This is a genomic window from Roseixanthobacter finlandensis, from assembly GCF_043195105.2.
In the GTDB taxonomy this organism is placed as follows: Bacteria; Pseudomonadota; Alphaproteobacteria; order Rhizobiales; family Xanthobacteraceae; genus NCEH01.
Genome location: NZ_CM195536.1, coordinates 922586 through 938225, shown reverse-complemented (window position 1 = coordinate 938225; position 15640 = coordinate 922586). Strand labels below are relative to the sequence as shown.

The following is a 15640-nucleotide window of genomic DNA, read 5'->3' as shown; positions in this document are numbered from 1 at the left end:
CGGCCGCCGCCTGGTGTCGGATCAGCCGAACAGCTTGGCCGCGGTCTTGGCGACCAGTTCGCCCTGGTGACGGGCGCCGGCAAGATCGATCTCGGAAGGCTGGCGCGAACCGTCGCCGGCCGCGATCGTGGTGGCGCCATAGGGCGCGCCGCCGACGATCTCGTCCATGCTCATCTGGCCCTGGTGGCTATAGGGCAGGCCGACGACCACCATGCCGAAATGCAGCAGATTGGTGATGATGGAGAACAAAGTGGTCTCCTGGCCGCCATGCTGGGTGGCGGTGGAAACGAAGGCCGCGCCCACCTTGCCGTTCAGCGCGCCGCGCATCCACAGGCCGCCGGCCTGATCCAGGAACGCCGCCAGCTGCGACGACATGCGGCCGAACCGCGTGCCGGTGCCGATGATGACGGCGTCATAATGCTCGAGATCGGCAATGCTGGCGACCGGGGCTGCCTGATCCAGCTTGAAATGCGCGCCCTTGGCGATCTCGTCCGGCACGGTCTCGGGAACGCGCTTCACATCCACCTGCGCACCGGCGGCGCGGGCGCCTTCAGCCACGGCATTGGCCATGGTCTCGATATGGCCGTACGACGAATAATACAAAACCAGAACCTTAGCCATTTCGGCCTCCAGAGGCGGGAAGCGGCGCGCGCCGCGGAAAGTGGCCGCACACTCGCACCGCGAAACTTCTGGATCTAGCCGAATAATCTGGACGATAATGATCGAGATTTTCGAATAGGCATCCATTCGAGCCACGTGCCGGCGGGTCCCGGAGTCTCGCAGGAACACGTGACACCCGTTAGAGCCGGATCTCCCCAGACCGCTCTGTAGAGGACCTCCCATGCCCGATCCCGGCACGCCCACTTTCGACCAGCTGGCGGTTTTCCTCGCCGTGGTCGAAACCGGCAGCTTCGCCGGGGCGGCACGCAAGCTCGGGCGGGCGACATCCGTGATCAGCTATTCCATCGCCAATCTGGAAGCCCAGCTTGGCGTTTCCCTGTTCGATCGCGATACCACCAAGAAGCCGAGACTCACCGAGGCCGGACGCACCGTGCTCGGCGAAGCGCGCGCTCTGGCCAATGGCGTGCACGCCCTGCGCGCCAAGGTGAAGGGCCTGCTGCACGGGCTGGAGTCGGAAATCCATCTGGCGCTCGACGTCATGCTGCCCGCCGCGCGGGTGGTGGACGCGCTGAAAGCCTTCAACGAGGCCTTCCCCACCGTGACGCTCCGCCTCTATGTGGAGGCGCTCGGCGCCGTGACGCAGATGGTCCTGAACCGGCAGGCGAGCATCGGTGTCAGCGGCCCGCTCGACTTCGGCCTCGACGGGCTGGAGCGGATCGGCATCGGCGCGGTGGATCTGGTGCCGGTGTCAGCGCCCGGCCACCCGCTGGCGCAGGCCCGGCACAATCTGCCCGGCGCCGGGCGGGACCATATCCAGCTGGTGCTGACCGACCGTTCTCCTCTGACCGAAGGCATGGACCTTGGCGTCGTCAGCACCCGTACGTGGCGCCTCGCCGATCTCGGCGCGAAGCACACCTTGCTGCGCGAAGGCATCGGCTGGGGCAACATGCCCCTGCCGCTCGTACAGGAAGATCTGGAATCCGGCCGGCTGGTGAAGCTGGACATGCCCGACGCCCAGGGCGCGCCTTATGCCCTGCAAGCCATCTATCGCACCGATACGCCGCCGGGACCCGCGGGCGCGTGGCTCATCGCCCGGTTCGAACGGCAGGCGCGCCAGGGCTAGATGCGCGTACCCGCGCGTCGCGCCGGAGTGGCGCGGCGCGGCTGATCATTCCCTTCCTCAGGCGGCGACGGCCAGCGGCTGCGACAAGGCGAGCGCCGTCTCGAAATTCGCCGCCCAGCGCACGGCTTCACCATCCGGCGCAAGGCCCATGCGGCGCAGCACCTGTTCGGTCTGCGGCGCCAGCCCGCTCAGGATCACCTGCGTTCCGCCATGGCGGCAACGCCGCACGAACTCGACGATGGCGCCGACCCCGGTCGCGTCGATCATCGGCACCTCTTCCATGCGCAGGATAAACACGCGCGGCATCTGGCCGATCTGGTCCAGCACTTCGGAAAGGTGCGCCGCCGCACCGAAGAACAGCGGGCCGCTGACATCGAACGCCTCGACCCCCGGCGGCAGCAGGGCGCGCACGTCGCCTTCCCCGTCCTCGCCGGTGGAAAAGACCTCCACGCGGGTCATTCCCGCCATGCGATGCATGAAGATGACCGCCGCCAGAACCACGCCCACCGCGATTGCCACTGTGAGGTCCACCGCGACCGTCAGCCCGAGCGTGGAGAGCAGCAGCAGCCGGTCGCCGACGGGGGCGCTCATGAGATGGCGGATCTTGCCGATCTCGCTCATGTTCCAGGCCACCACCATGAGGATGGCGGCAAGGCTCGCCAGCGGCACATAGACCGCGAGCGGTGCCAGCAGCAGCATCACCGCCAGCACGAACGCCGCATGCATCACACCGGACACCGGCGTGCGCGCGCCGGCGCGAATATTGGTCGCGGTACGCGCGATGGCCCCCGTCGCCGGCAGGCCGCCAAATAGGGCGGACGCGGTATTGGCGAGGCCCTGGGCCACCAGTTCCGCATTGGGCCGATGCCGCCCGCCGGTCATGCCGTCCGCCACCACGGCGGACAACAGGCTCTCGACCCCGGCGAGGAAGGCGATGGTCAGCGCGCTCGGCAGCAGATCGCCGATGCGGGCAAATGTGATGGTCGGGAAGCTCGGCGCCGGCAGCGCGCCGGAAATGCCGCCAAAGCGCGTGCCGATGGTATCCACCGGCAGGTTCAGGAACATCACCGCGAGCGAACCGAGCAGCACCACGATGAGGAAGCCCGGCGCCTTGGGCGCCACGCGCCGCAGGATGAGGATGATCGCAAGGGCCGCGATGGACAAGGCCGCGGTGGCGAGCGAGACCGTGGGCGCCGCCTTGATCAGCGCTTCCCACTGGCCGATGAACTCGGCCGGCAGATGGGCGATGGTGAGCCCGAAGAAATCCTTCACCTGGCTGGAAAAGATGATGACCGCGATGCCGGCGGTGAAGCCCGTGACCACCGGCTCGGGAATATAGCGCATGAAATTGCCGAGCCGGGCGAAGCCCGCCGCCATCAGGATGATGCCGGCCATGAGGGTGGCGATGATGAGCCCGTCATAGCCATGGACGGCGATCACGTTCGCCACCACCACCACGAACGCGCCGGTAGGGCCGCCGATCTGATAGCGGCTGCCGCCGAAGGCCGAGATGATGAAGCCGGCCACCACCACCGTGATCAGCCCTTTGTCCGGACTTGCGCCGGAGGCGATGGCGAGCGCCATGGCGAGCGGCAGGGCGACGATCGCGACCGTGAGGCCGGAGACGGCATCGGCGCGCAGGTCGTTGAAGTGATATCCCTGCGCGAGCGCGGTCACGAGTTTGGGAACGAAGCCCTGCCTCTGGGATCGTCTCCCCTGGCTGGGAACAGGCCCTGCCACATCGGTCATCTCATGTTCCCCATATCGGCCCCGGCGCCGGCGTGCGAAAAAATGAGCACATGCGCGGCGTGAAATCGGGGCAACATCAATGCCCGTCGAGGCCTCGAAGCGCGGCCCAGGCAGGAACACGGCTCCCTAGCACTAAGTTTGGGCGCGGTGGGGTAAACATTCATGTACCAAATCGTCACAGAAGTGTGTTAGTGTTTAGAATGCCGATTTGTAGCGCGCATCTAGAACGATCCGTGAAGCAATTTGGCTGTGTCCATTAGGCTGCGAGGCGAGAAACGGGTAGCGGACTTGAGGGTGTTTTGAAACTTCTTTTGAGTTGTTCCAAAACGTGTTCAGCACGCATCAGCAAGTTTAGCAATGGTGGATGGCCCTAGCCAGTATTGGCGACCTGACCTCAACGGAAATACACATGAGCCGTAACCGAGACTTCCGAGAGCCGCGCCGTCGTGGCTTTGATGACGACTTCGCCGCCCCGCCGCGCAGCAGTTTTGGAGGGGGCGACCGCCCCTTTTCTTCGCCGAGCAGCAGCTTCAGTGCTCCGGCTCCGTCTGGTCCGCCAATCGACGCCACCGTCAAGTGGTTCAACCCTGAGAAGGGCTTCGGCTTTGTCGAGCTCTCCGACGGTTCCGGCGACGTGTTCCTGCATGCGCGTGCCCTTGAGGCCGCCGGCCAGGAAAGCGTTCCTCCGGGTTCCAAGCTGAGCGTTCGCGTCGGCCAAGGCCAGAAGGGCCGCCAGGTCACCGAAGTGCTCGAAGTCGACACCTCGACCGCCGAGGCAGCCCCTCCCCGCCGTGAACGCACGGGTGGGTTTGGTGGCGCGCCCCGTTCGGGCGGCTTCGGCGCTGGCGCCGGTGCTGGTCCGCGTGCGGCTTCCGGCCCCACGGAAGAGCGTGTCGGCACCGTGAAGTGGTACAATCCCGATAAGGGCTTCGGCTTCATCGCCGTCGAAGGCGGCGGCAAGGACGTGTTCGTCCACGTCACCGTCGTGTCCCGCTCCGGTCTGGCCGATCTGGCCGAAGGCCAGCGCGTCGTGGTGCAGGTGGGTCAGGGTCCCAAGGGTCCCGAAGCCCGCGGCATCGAAGTCGCCGACTGATCACTGAATTTGGGGCGGGATTTCCCGCCTCGCTTTTCGAGACGGGCGTGGCCTCTGCGGTCGCGCCCGTTATCGCATATGTTAGGGATACAGCGTAAAAATGGCGCAGCAAGCCGAGGCAGACCTCCAGGGCCTCCTCGATAAATTGAAGACGGCCCAGCGCGAGCTTCTCCTCAACGCCGCTCGGTCCGCGACTTTTCCCTCGGATGGCGCCCTGCGCAAGATTTCCGAATTGGAAGGCGCCATCGCCGCGACCGAAGCGCTTCTTCAGGAAACCGCGCCCAGACGTTGACCGGGGCCGCCGGGCGATGACAATCGAGCCGCGGCAATCGGGCGCTTTCCCGAGTGTCCGACCAGCCCGGCATGATAAGAGCCTGCCCCTGCGGGCAGTTTGCGCGAACCGGACGGGCCGGTTCGCGACGCGCGGCCTTCAAGGCGCGTGTCGCCGCCTGCCCATTGCCGATCAGAAGATCCGCGACGCGCGCCTTAACACTCCTGAATTCGTCACACCAGCGTTCGCCACACCGGAATTTTCGGCCTCAGAATTTGCGGCACGAGGGTTGCGGCGCCTGACGTCGCCCGATGCCAAGGCCGCACACGCGGCTGGCACACCCATCCCCAACCGCGCGAGAACGCGCGCCGCAGCCGGCCTTGCCTCAGCTCGCCCGCTCCACCAGCAGCTTCGCCACCGCCGCGCGCAACTCCGGGAGCCCGGCGCCGGTATGGCTCGAGGTCGCGAACACATGCGGAAAGGCTGCCGGCCGCTTGCGGATTTTCGCTTCCGTCTCCGCGAGGCGCTCGGGAAACGCGCTCGGCTTCACCTGGTCCACCTTGGTGAGCACGATGGCGTAAGATACCGCCGCCTTGTCCAGCAGATTCAGCACATCCTCGTCCACCGGCTTGATGCCGTGGCGCGCGTCGATCAGCACGAACACGCGGGCCAGATTCACCCGTCCGCGCAGATAGTCGAGAATGGTCTGCGTCCAGGCCTCGACCTTCTCCTTGGGTGCCTTGGCGAAACCATAGCCCGGCATGTCCACCATGGTGAGCTGGGGGCCGACGCGAAAAAAGATCAGCTCCTGCGTGCGCCCCGGCGTCACCGACGTGCGCGCCAGCGTCTTGCGGCCGGTGAGCGCGTTGACGAGGCTGGATTTGCCCACATTGGAGCGGCCCGCGAAGGCGATTTCGAGCCCCAGCATGGGCGGCAGGAATTCCACCGTCGGGGCGGCGGTGAGAAAATTCCATTCGGCGGCAAACAGCAGCCGCCCCTGTTCGAGGAATTGCGCGTCCAAATCTGTCGAAGGCTCGGTCATGCACGGCTTATCCGCCGGACCGGCGGGTTTCGCAAGTCTCTCGCGGATTCTGCCATCACCAGGCCCCGCCTCACGCGGATCTTGCCCGTCACAGGCTCATCCGCTGCAAAGTCGTGTCGCGATCCACCAGCCGATGTTTTAGTGCGCCGGCCACATGCAGCGCCAGCACCGCCAGCAGCAGGTAGGCAAGCGTCGCATGCAGCAGGCTCATCGCCGCATAAAGGTCCGCGTCCGGCGCCACGAGATCGGGCAAGGTGAACAGATTGAAGGGGCGCGTCGGCAGATGCAGCGGCGATGAAGAAACCACCAGCCAGCCCGTGAGCGGCAGCGCGACCATGAGCACATAGAACAGTGCATGGACTATGCGCGCCGCCGCCGCCTCAAGGCGCGCGCGGCCGCCTTCCGCCGGCGCCGTTCGGGGATGCGCCGTTCTCGCGCGCAGCGCGAGCCGCAGCGCCACAAGCGGGAGCACCAGAACGCCGAGCGACTTGTGCCATTGGTACAGAGCGAAGGTCTGCCCGAGATCGAACGTTCCATAGGCCATGGCCAGCCCGAGCCCGAGCAGCACCATCAGCAGCGCCGCCATGGCCCAATGCAACCATCGCAGCGGCAGGCTCCACCGTTCGGGCGCCGATTCCAAATGCCCGGTCATCGCGGGGTGGCCTGTGCATAGACGGTGATGCGCACATCATTCGAGACCAGCGGCAGGCCGCCGGTCATGCCGAAATCCGAACGATGGATCGCCCCTTCCACTTGGAAGGCGAAGCCATCGCGGCTGCCAGCGCGGTGCTGCGCCACGTTCACGTCGAACGCCTGCTCGCGCGTCACGCCAAGCAGCGTCAGATTGCCCACCACCTCCACCGTCTTGTCGTCGAGCTTGCGCACCCGGGTGGACACGAAGGTGATGTCTGGATAACGCGCCGAATCCAGGAAGCCAGGGCCGCGGACATAGTCGTCCAGGGCGGGCGCTTCGGTGTCCAGCGAGTTAGAACGCACCCGAAACATCACCTTGCTGCGCGCGGGCATGTCGAAATCAATGTTGAGATCGGCGGAAAAGGTGCGAAACACCCCCTCGGTCACGGGATATCCCTTTGCCCCAACCTCGAAGCCGATCCGCGTCGCCGATGGGTCCACGGCAAACGAGACGGGCGCGGCCACAGCAGGAGCCGCGCAGAGCAGAAGGCCGACACATCCAAGAACCCGCAGCATCGTCATGTCCTTCAATTATGTTGGAAGGACATTACCTTTCCCGGGTGCGGATCTAAGGCGGGAGCGTGCCAGCGGCGCGGAGGAGCATCAAACGTGAGTGAAGCGCCCCACCGTCAGGTGGAGCGCTTCAGCTTTTACACGGAACCATGCCTGGAGGCTCTGGCGCTATCCTTTGGCGGACGCCTTCTTCTTGAAGGCACCGCGGATATTGTCCAGCAATTCGATCTTGACGCCGTTGCGCTTCATGATCGCCGTCTGCTGGAGCACCGAAAGCGTATTGTTCCAGGCCCAGTAAATCACCAGTCCGGCCGCGAAATGCGCCAGCATGAAGGTGAAGATGATCGGCATGTAGTTGAAGATCATCTGCTGGGTCGGATCCGGCGGAGCCGGGTTCAGCTTCATCTGCACCCACATGGTCACGCCCATGATGAGCGGCCAGGCGCCGAGCATCAGATAGGATCCGACCACCGGCACGCTGCTCGGATCCCACGGGATCAGGCCGAACAGATTGAACACGGTGGTGGGATCGGGGGCCGACAGGTCGCGGATCCAGCCGAAGAACGGCGCGTGCCGCATCTCGATGGTGACGAACAGCACCTTGTAGAGCGCGAAGAAAACCGGGATCTGGATCACGATCGGCAGGCAGCCGGCGATCGGATTGATCTTCTCCTTCTTGTACAGCTCCATGGTGGCTTGCTGCTGCTTCACCTTGTCGTCGGCGAAACGCTCGCGAATGGCCACCATCTCGGGCTGCAGGGCCTTCATCTTGGCCATGGAGGTGTAGGATTTGTTGGCAAGGGGGAAGAAAATCCCCTTCAGCATCACAGTCACGATCAGGATGGCGACGCCGAAATTGCCGACCACATGGAAGATCCAGTCGATCACCTGGAACAGCGGCTTGGTGATAAAATAGAACCAGCCCCAGTCGATCAGCCGGTCGAAACGGTCAATGCCGTAGCGGGTGGCATAGCCGTCCACCACGGCAACGACCTTGGCGCCGGCGAACAGGCGGGACTGGGATGCCGCGGTCGCACCCGGCTCGATGGTCTGGGCGGCGGCGAGATAATCCGCCTGGAAGGTCGGAACATTGCCGACCGTCGAGGTGGAGAAGCGGGCATCCACGGCCACGCTCTGGTCGGGAATGACGGTCGCCGCCCAATATTTGTCGGTGATGCCGAGCCAGCCGCCGGTGGACTTAAACAGGTTCGGCTTGGCCGCGTCCATCTTGGAATAGGTGACTTCCTGCAAGCCGGAATCGCCCAGCACGCCGATCAGGCCTTCATGCAGAATGTAGAAGCCCTGGGTGTGGGGAATGCCATGGCGCGACACCAGCGCATAGGGATAGAGCGTCACGGCGGCGGCGGCATTGTTCACCACCTCGTCCTTCACCGTGAACATATAGAATTCGTCGATGGTGAACGTGCGCTTGAAGATCAGGCCCTGGCCGTTGTCATAAGTCAGCACCAGGGGCGTGTTGGGCGTCAGGGTCGCGCCAGCGGGGGCGGTCCACAAGGTATCCGGGCCGGGCAGCGCCACCGAAGCGCCGGGCGCAGAAGTCCAGCCGAATTCCGCATAGAAGGGATTGGGTGCGCCGGAGGGCGAGAGCAGCACGATGATCGGGCTCTTGGGGTCCACGGTCTCGTGATATTCGGCCAGCGAGATATCGTCCGCGCGTCCGCCCTTCAGCGAGATCGAGCCCTTCACGCGCGGCGTATCGATCGCGACGCGGGGGGAAAGGGCGAGCGCCTGCTCGCGGGTCATCGCCCGGCCGGGGGTGCCGGCCGCGTGGCTCGCCGGCGCGGTCACGCCATCCGGGCCGGGGGGCGCCGAGGCGGCGGGGGTCTGGCTCTGCTGTTCGGCCTGCTGCTGCGCCTGCTGAATCACGCGCTGCTGCTCGGCGGCCTGCCGCTGTTTCTCCGCCTGCGGAATACCGATGAAATATTGCCAGCCGAGGAGGATCGCCAGGGACAAGCCGATGGCGATGAACATATTGCGATTGTCGGTCATGCCGGGCGGGCTCCGTCGGCGGGGGCGGACGTTTCTTTGGTTCTTGGCTTTCCGGCGCCATGCAGCCGGGACACGGCGCGCTCAAGATCACGCACCAGATCCGGAAAGGGCGCGTGCAAAGCGTGCAGCCGCGCCACCATCACATAATCGAAGCCCGGGCGGGCCTTCGCCGGCAACACCTGCCGCGCCACTTCCCGCAATCGGCGGCGGATGCGGTTGCGCACGACGGCATTGCCAACCTTCTTGGTGACCGTCAGGCCAATCCGGGCTTCGCCCTGGTCCTTGCGGTCACGCCCTTGCAAAAGGAAGCCCGCGACACCGGCACGTTCTGCCTTTGCCGCGGCTAAAAAATCACGCCGCTTGAGGAGCCGATCCAAGATGAACAGCTCCGCAGGCGCTGGTCACGCCGAAAGGCGCTTGCGGCCATGGGCCCGGCGGGCAGCGATGATCTTGCGGCCATTCATCGTCGCCATGCGCGCACGGAAGCCGTGCCGACGCTTGCGCACGAGCTTGCTCGGTTGGTAGGTGCGCTTCACGGTTCTTGTCTCCGGAGTTTTGACGGCGACATCCGCAATCCTGAACCCTTTCCATCGGCCGAAGCCTCTGGCGCCTACCCGATATCAATCGGGTATAAAGCAAGGTCCCAGGAGCCGGAGCCGCCCGAGTTCGGGCTCGGCTTATAGGCGGCGAAGGGCTGCGCGTCAACGCCCTTGGGCCGGTTGCCCAGCACTGTCCCCGTTTGCCGAGGCCAGATCCGCGGCGCTTTCCTGAGCGCTGGCGCGGTCCGGCGCGCCCTCCCCCGTCGGGTCCGGGACCGCCGGCGCGGATCCGTCCTCGGGCGGCGTCTCGGCCTGAACCGCGGGATTTTCCCCAACGCCGGCAAGGGAAGACGCCGATTCCGGCGCCGCCGGGCCTCCGGGCAGCGGGCCGATGCTGGACGGCGCATCGCCGCTGCCGTCGCGCAGCACATAAGCGAGCATGCCGCGCGCGACTTCCCGTTCGCCCATGATGATAAAGCCCGCCCCGCCCTGGCGCAGATGCTCCACCTCCGCATCGGAATGCGCGCGGGCAATGATTTCGAGCCCAGGATTGAGCGCCCGCGCCTTGCGCAGCACGCTCGCGGCCTCGAAGCCGTCGGGAATCGCCAGAATCAGCCGCTGGGCGCCGGGCAGATTCGCCGCCGCCAGCGCTTCCGGTGCGGCGGCGTTGGCCGGCAGCACCTCGATGTTCGCGCGGCGCAGCGATTCCACCGCGTCGCCGCCATCCTCGATCACCAGGAACGGAATGCCGCCGCCGCGCAAGCCCTCGGCGATCAGCCGGCCCACGCGCCCATAGCCGACCAGCACCGTATGCCCGCTCTGAAGCGTCGGCACGAGCGCCGCCGGCTGCTCCTTGGCCTGGCGCTCCACCGCCGGCTCGGCGGTCTTGCGCGTCAGGCGCGGCCGTAGCCGGTCCAGGGCCATGAAGAAGAACGGATTGATGAGGATGGAGAGGATCGCCGCCGCCAGGATCAGGTCGCGCCCGGCGGCCGGCATCAGCCCGAGGTCGACGCCGAGCGCGGCGAGGATGAAGGAAAATTCGCCGATCTGCGCAAGGCTCGCGGAAATCGTCAGGGCGGTGAGCTTCTCATAGCCGAACACCCGCACGATCATATAGGCCGCCACCGACTTGCCGATGATGATGACCAGCAAGGTGCCGAGCAATTCGAGCGGCTCGCGCAACAGGATCGTCGGGTCCACCAGCATGCCGACGGAGACGAAGAACAGCACCGCGAACGCATCGCGCAGCGGCAGGGTTTCCTCGGCGGCGCGATGGGACAGCGGCGATTCGCTCAGGACCATGCCGGCGAAAAAGGCACCGAGCGCGAACGACACGCCGAACAGCAGGGCCGAGCCATAGGCGACGCCCAGCGCGATCGCCAGCACCGCGAGGCGGAACAGTTCGCGCGATCCGGTGTGGGCCACCCACTGCATGATCCACGGAATGACCCTGCGTCCCACCACCAGCATGAGAACCACGAACGCCGCGACCTTGCCGATGGTCAGGCCGAGCGTGTATTCGATGTTGGAGGAGCCGAAGAGCGCCAGCGCCTCGCTGTTCGCCACGCTGCGCCCGCCGAGCGCGCCGGACATGGCCGGCAGCAGCACCAGCGCCAGGACCATGGCGAGGTCCTCGACGATCAGCCAGCCGACCGCGATTCGCCCCTGCTCGCTCTCCAGCAGGCGGCGTTCCTGGAGCGCCCGCAGCAGCACCACGGTGCTGGCGACCGACAAGGCGAGGCCGAACACCAGCCCGCCGCCGAGGCTCCAGCCCATCAGGTGCGCCAGCCCCATGCCGAGAATGGTCGCCACCGCGATCTGCACCACCGCGCCGGGAATGGCGATGGCCTTCACCGACAGCAGGTCCTTCAGCGAAAAATGCAGGCCGACGCCGAACATCAGCAGGATGACGCCGATCTCGGCCAGTTCGGTCGCCAGGTTCTGGTCGGCCACGAAACCGGGCGTGAACGGTCCGGCGACGATACCGGCGAGCAGATAGCCGACCAGGGGCGACACCCGCAGCCGCTGCGCCACCGCCCCCAGGATGAAGGCCAGGACAAAGGCCATCACGATGGTCGCGATCAAGGGAGTGGCATGCGGCACGATCAGGCTCCGGCGCGAAGGCATTGAATGAGCGAGAGACCGCCCGAACGGGCGGCGATGCGAGGCCTGGAGGAGACCCGCCTTCAACTTAGCCCAAACGGTATGGCGACACAGGGACGAGAGGGTGAAAAAATCGGCCGGGGGCCATAAAAAAGGCGCCGCTCAAGGCGGCGCCTGGTTTTACGGCGCGGCAAGGTCACAGCCAGGAGCGTTGCTCGGCCGCCGTCGCCTCATAGGTGTTGATGCTGGCGCCCTTCTCCAGCGTGAGGCCGATATCATCCAGCCCTTCCAGCAGGCAGCGTTTGCGGAAGGGGTCGATCTCGAAACGCGCGGTGCCACCGTCCGGCCCGCGGATCTCCTGGGCCTCCAGATCCACCGTGAGGGTGGAATTGGATCCGCGGCTGGCGTCGTCGAACAGCTTGTCGAGGACCTCCTGGGATACCACGACCGGCAGAATGCCGTTCTTGAAGCAATTATTGTAGAAGATGTCCGCGAACGAGGTGGAGATCACGCAGCGGATGCCATAGTCGAGGAGCGCCCAGGGGGCATGCTCGCGCGAGGAGCCGCAGCCGAAATTGTCGCCCGCCACCAGGATCTTCGCCGTGCGATAGGCCGGCGTGTTCAGCACGAAATCCGGGTTCTCGCTGCCGTCGTCCTTATAGCGCATCTCGGCGAAAAGGCCCTTGCCGAGGCCGGTGCGCTTGATGGTCTTCAGATAATTCTTCGGAATGATCATGTCGGTATCGACATTGACCATTTTCAACGGCGCCGCGACGCCTTCGACCGTGGTGAATTTTTCCATTGCCTTCCGGCTCCCTTCAGGGCCCTCGGCCCGCTTGTTCCGGCGCGGCTGAAGCGCCGCGCCAATCCGCCCGCGCTTCAGCGCCGGCCCGTGCTGAACAACATGCGTTGCAGGATATCGTCCTTGCGGATGAAATGGTGGTAGAGCGCGGCGAGCGCGTGAAGCGCGGCCACGATCATCAGCAGGTTCGCGCTGTTTTCATGCACCCAGAGAACTTGCCGCGCGAACTCCCGGTCCGGCGTGAGCGGCGAGGCAATCGTGAGCAGCCCGAACAGCGAGATGCTCTGCCCGCGCAGGAACTTCATGCCGATGCCAAGTACGGGGGTCGCGATCAGCAGCGCATAAAGCGCCATGTGGACCGCATGCGCGGCGATCGAAATGAGCGGTGACAACGCATCCGCGGCGGCGGGAAGCGGCCCCACCGCCCGCACCACGAGCCGCGCGAGCACCACCACCAGCAGGACCAGGCCGAAGGAAACATGAAGGCCCCACACCGCGCCGCGCTCCGGTGTGCCGCGCGCATACAGGTCCACCACATAGGTAAGGCCATACACCGTGAGGACGAGCGCCACGGTGAGCCAATGCAGCGATCGCATCATCACAGTATAGCGACTTTGAGCAACAAGATCCCGCATTGCACCGTTCCTGTAAAAGCCGAACCTGTGTACCGAGCGGTATCCGCCGCGTCCAGCGCCCATCTAGAGCGTTTTCAGCAAAAGTGGATTCCGATTTTGCGTTAAGAAAACGCGTCAAAATAAAAGACTAGGGCACGTTCGGCGAAACGGTGTTCGCCGAACGTGCCCTAGTCTTCGACCTGCGATTCCACGCGCTCCATGTCGTCATCCGAAAGGCCGAAATGATGGCCGATCTCATGGATCAGAACATGCGCGATGATCTCCCCCAGGGTTTCCTCATTCTCCGACCAATAGTCCAGAATTGGGCGGCGGTAGAGAAAAACCATATTCGGCAGGCGCCCGGTTTCCGAAATCGCCCCGGCCTGCGCCAGGCCCACGCCTTGAAACAGGCCAAGGAGATCGAACGGCGATTCCGCTTCCAGTTCCTCGAGCACATCGTCCTCGGGAAAATCCTCCACCCGCAGCACCACGCCGCCGCACAGGGCGCGGAAGCTCTCGGGCAGGCGGGCGAAGGCATCCTCCGCAAGGATCTCAAAGGCTTCCAGCGACGGCGCCTCGCGGGTGCGCCACGCGATGGCATTGGTTCTGGCCGTGGACCCGTTGGGCATCGCTTTCCTGCTCCCTCTCGCCGACGCAGCGCCGGCACCTGCCTGAAGTCGCGCCCAAGGTCTCGAACCCGTGACTATGGTTTCGGAACCATTAACGCTGCCGGGATGTTTAACCACCAGAAGCATTCAGGAGAGTGACCATGCTGCGCAAACTGGCGGTCACCGGCGCTCTGGTGACAATTTTAGGCGTTGCCGCGTATCTGGCCCCGCAGGAAGCCCACGCGGCGACCTTCGTGACCTCGGCCCTTATCGGCTGACGGGTTTTATTTTACCAGACCTGTCGAATTTTCATCTGCATACGGTTAAAGGGCCGGCCCACTGGGCTGGCCCTTTTTCGCATATCAGCCGTTCGGCCAGTGGCGCACGTCCACGAAATGACCAGCGATGGCCGCCGCCGCCGCCATGGCGGGGGAGACGAGGTGCGTGCGGCCCTTATGGCCCTGGCGTCCCTCGAAATTGCGGTTCGAGGTGGAGGCGCAGCGCTCCTCCGGCGAAAGCCGGTCGGCATTCATGGCGAGGCACATGGAGCAGCCCGGCTCGCGCCACTCGAAACCGGCGGCGCGGAAGATCTTGTCCAGCCCCTCGGCCTCGGCCTGCACTTTCACCAGACCGGACCCCGGCACCACCATGGCGTTCACATTTGCGTTGACGCGGTGCCCCTCGATGATCTTCGCCGCCTGCCGCAAATCCTCGATGCGCCCATTGGTGCAGGAGCCGATGAACACCCGGTCCACATGGATGTCGGTGATCTTCGTGCCCGCGGTCAGGCCCATATAGGCCAGCGCGCGCTTCTTGGAATCCCGTTTCCCCTCGTCGGCGATCAGGTCGGGATCGGGCACGAGGCCCTCCACAGAGATCACATCCTCGGGGCTGGTGCCCCAGGTGACGATGGGCGGCAGATTGGCGCCGTCGATGCGGATCTCGGCATCGAAATGCGCATCGGGGTCGCTGTAGAGGGTCTGCCAGAAGCGCATCGCGGCGTCCCATTCCGCGCCCTTGGGCGCGCGGGGCTTGCCCATGATGTAATCGAATGCCTTCTGGTCCGGCGCCACGAGGCCGGCGCGGGCGCCCCCCTCGATGGACATGTTGCAGACCGTCATGCGCCCTTCCATGGAGAGCGCGCGAATGGCGTCGCCGGCATATTCGATCACATAGCCGGTGCCGCCCGCCGTGCCGATGGTGCCGATGATGGCGAGCACCACGTCCTTCGCGCCGACGCCCTCGGGCAACGGCCCGTCGACCGTCACCCGCATGTTCTTGGCCTTCTTCTGGATCAGCGTCTGGGTGGCGAGCACATGCTCCACCTCGGACGTGCCGATGCCGTGGGCGAGCGCCCCGAAGGCGCCGTGGGTCGAGGTGTGGCTGTCGCCGCACACGATGGTGGTGCCGGGCAAGGTGAAGCCCTGCTCCGGGCCCACCACATGGACGATGCCCTGGCGCACGTCGCGTTCGTTGAAATATTCCACCCCGAACTCGGCCGCGTTCTCCGCCAGCGTCTCCACCTGGAGCTTGCTCTCGGGATCGTCGATGCCCTGGCTGCGATCGGTGGTGGGCACGTTATGATCGACGACAGCGAGCGTCTTGGCCGGGGCGCGCACCTTGCGGCCGGCCATGCGCAAGCCCTCGAACGCCTGCGGGCTGGTGACTTCATGCACCAGGTGGCGGTCGATATAGAGCAGGCAGGTGCCGTCCTCCTGCCGGTGGACGACGTGGTCGTCGAAAATCTTGTCGTAGAGGGTGCGCGGGGCGCTATTGGGCTCGGTCATGGGGAATGTCCTGAGGATCGGGCGCTCGTCCGCGCAGGCGCGGCAAGCCGGTTCGATGACGAAAAATTGAAG

General features: G+C 65.4%; 16 protein-coding genes. 3 read left to right on the top strand and 13 right to left on the bottom strand.

Going from position 1 to position 15640, the window contains the following annotated elements:
• Positions 1-21: 21 nt before the first annotated feature.
• The gene (gene wrbA, locus V5G24_RS04510) at positions 22-621 is read right to left on the bottom strand and encodes an NAD(P)H:quinone oxidoreductase (protein ID WP_394079958.1); all 600 of its coding nucleotides are present in this window, start codon (positions 619-621) and stop codon (positions 22-24) included.
• 220 nt (positions 622-841) lie between these two features.
• On the opposite strand from wrbA, the gene V5G24_RS04505 reads away from it, so the two are divergent.
• The gene (locus V5G24_RS04505) at positions 842-1744 is read left to right on the top strand and encodes a LysR family transcriptional regulator (protein ID WP_394079956.1); all 903 of its coding nucleotides are present in this window, start codon (positions 842-844) and stop codon (positions 1742-1744) included.
• Positions 1745-1801: 57 nt separating this feature from the next.
• Here V5G24_RS04505 and V5G24_RS04500 read toward each other — a convergent pair whose 3' ends face one another.
• A complete protein-coding gene (locus V5G24_RS04500; protein WP_394079955.1) occupies positions 1802-3493 on the bottom strand; it encodes a SulP family inorganic anion transporter in 1692 nt (563 codons plus the stop codon).
• A 409-nt stretch (positions 3494-3902) separates the two neighbouring features.
• On the opposite strand from V5G24_RS04500, the gene V5G24_RS04495 reads away from it, so the two are divergent.
• Both V5G24_RS04495 and V5G24_RS04490 read left to right on the top strand, forming a co-directional pair.
• Positions 3903-4586, top strand: a complete 684-nt coding sequence (locus V5G24_RS04495) for a cold-shock protein (RefSeq protein ID WP_394014807.1) — start codon at positions 3903-3905, stop codon at positions 4584-4586.
• A gap of 100 nt (positions 4587-4686) precedes the next feature.
• The gene (locus V5G24_RS04490) at positions 4687-4878 is read left to right on the top strand and encodes a hypothetical protein (RefSeq protein WP_394046053.1); all 192 of its coding nucleotides are present in this window, start codon (positions 4687-4689) and stop codon (positions 4876-4878) included.
• Between the two features lie 364 nt (positions 4879-5242).
• Here V5G24_RS04490 and yihA read toward each other — a convergent pair whose 3' ends face one another.
• From yihA to leuC, 11 genes are all read right to left on the bottom strand, one after another.
• On the bottom strand, positions 5243-5899 hold the full coding sequence (yihA, locus tag V5G24_RS04485) for a ribosome biogenesis GTP-binding protein YihA/YsxC (RefSeq protein WP_394079954.1): 657 nt from the start codon (positions 5897-5899) through the stop codon (positions 5243-5245).
• Positions 5900-5987: 88 nt separating this feature from the next.
• Entirely contained in the window at positions 5988-6551 is a 564-nt protein-coding gene (locus V5G24_RS04480; RefSeq protein WP_394079953.1) for a cytochrome b, read from the bottom strand.
• The gene (locus V5G24_RS04475; protein WP_394079952.1) at positions 6548-7108 is read right to left on the bottom strand and encodes a YceI family protein; all 561 of its coding nucleotides are present in this window, start codon (positions 7106-7108) and stop codon (positions 6548-6550) included. The genes V5G24_RS04480 and V5G24_RS04475 overlap by 4 nt, the downstream gene beginning before the upstream one ends.
• 165 nt (positions 7109-7273) lie before the next feature.
• Positions 7274-9115, bottom strand: coding sequence for a membrane protein insertase YidC (yidC, locus tag V5G24_RS04470; protein WP_394079950.1), 1842 nt, complete (start codon positions 9113-9115; stop codon positions 7274-7276).
• Positions 9112-9492: a ribonuclease P protein component gene (gene rnpA, locus V5G24_RS04465; protein ID WP_394046043.1), complete on the bottom strand. Its 381-nt coding sequence runs from the start codon at positions 9490-9492 to the stop codon at positions 9112-9114. The genes yidC and rnpA overlap by 4 nt, the downstream gene beginning before the upstream one ends.
• 24 nt (positions 9493-9516) lie before the next feature.
• Positions 9517-9651 (bottom strand): 50S ribosomal protein L34, encoded by a 135-nt coding sequence (gene rpmH / locus V5G24_RS04460; protein WP_348846609.1) that lies wholly within the window; start codon positions 9649-9651, stop codon positions 9517-9519.
• Positions 9652-9816: 165 nt separating this feature from the next.
• Complete coding sequence (gene ybaL / locus V5G24_RS04455) at positions 9817-11757, bottom strand: YbaL family putative K(+) efflux transporter (protein WP_394079948.1); 1941 nt, start codon at positions 11755-11757, stop codon at positions 9817-9819.
• Positions 11758-11953: 196 nt separating this feature from the next.
• Positions 11954-12559 carry a 3-isopropylmalate dehydratase small subunit gene (gene leuD, locus V5G24_RS04450; protein ID WP_394079946.1) on the bottom strand — a complete coding sequence of 202 codons (606 nt, stop codon included), beginning with the start codon at positions 12557-12559 and terminating at the stop codon, positions 11954-11956.
• Between the two features lie 77 nt (positions 12560-12636).
• Positions 12637-13257, bottom strand: a complete 621-nt coding sequence (locus V5G24_RS04445) for a cytochrome b (protein ID WP_394079944.1) — start codon at positions 13255-13257, stop codon at positions 12637-12639.
• Positions 13258-13361: 104 nt separating this feature from the next.
• Entirely contained in the window at positions 13362-13802 is a 441-nt protein-coding gene (locus V5G24_RS04440; protein ID WP_394079942.1) for a metallopeptidase family protein, read from the bottom strand.
• A 341-nt stretch (positions 13803-14143) separates the two neighbouring features.
• On the bottom strand, positions 14144-15568 hold the full coding sequence (gene leuC / locus V5G24_RS04435; RefSeq protein ID WP_394079940.1) for a 3-isopropylmalate dehydratase large subunit: 1425 nt from the start codon (positions 15566-15568) through the stop codon (positions 14144-14146).
• Positions 15569-15640 lie beyond the last annotated feature (72 nt).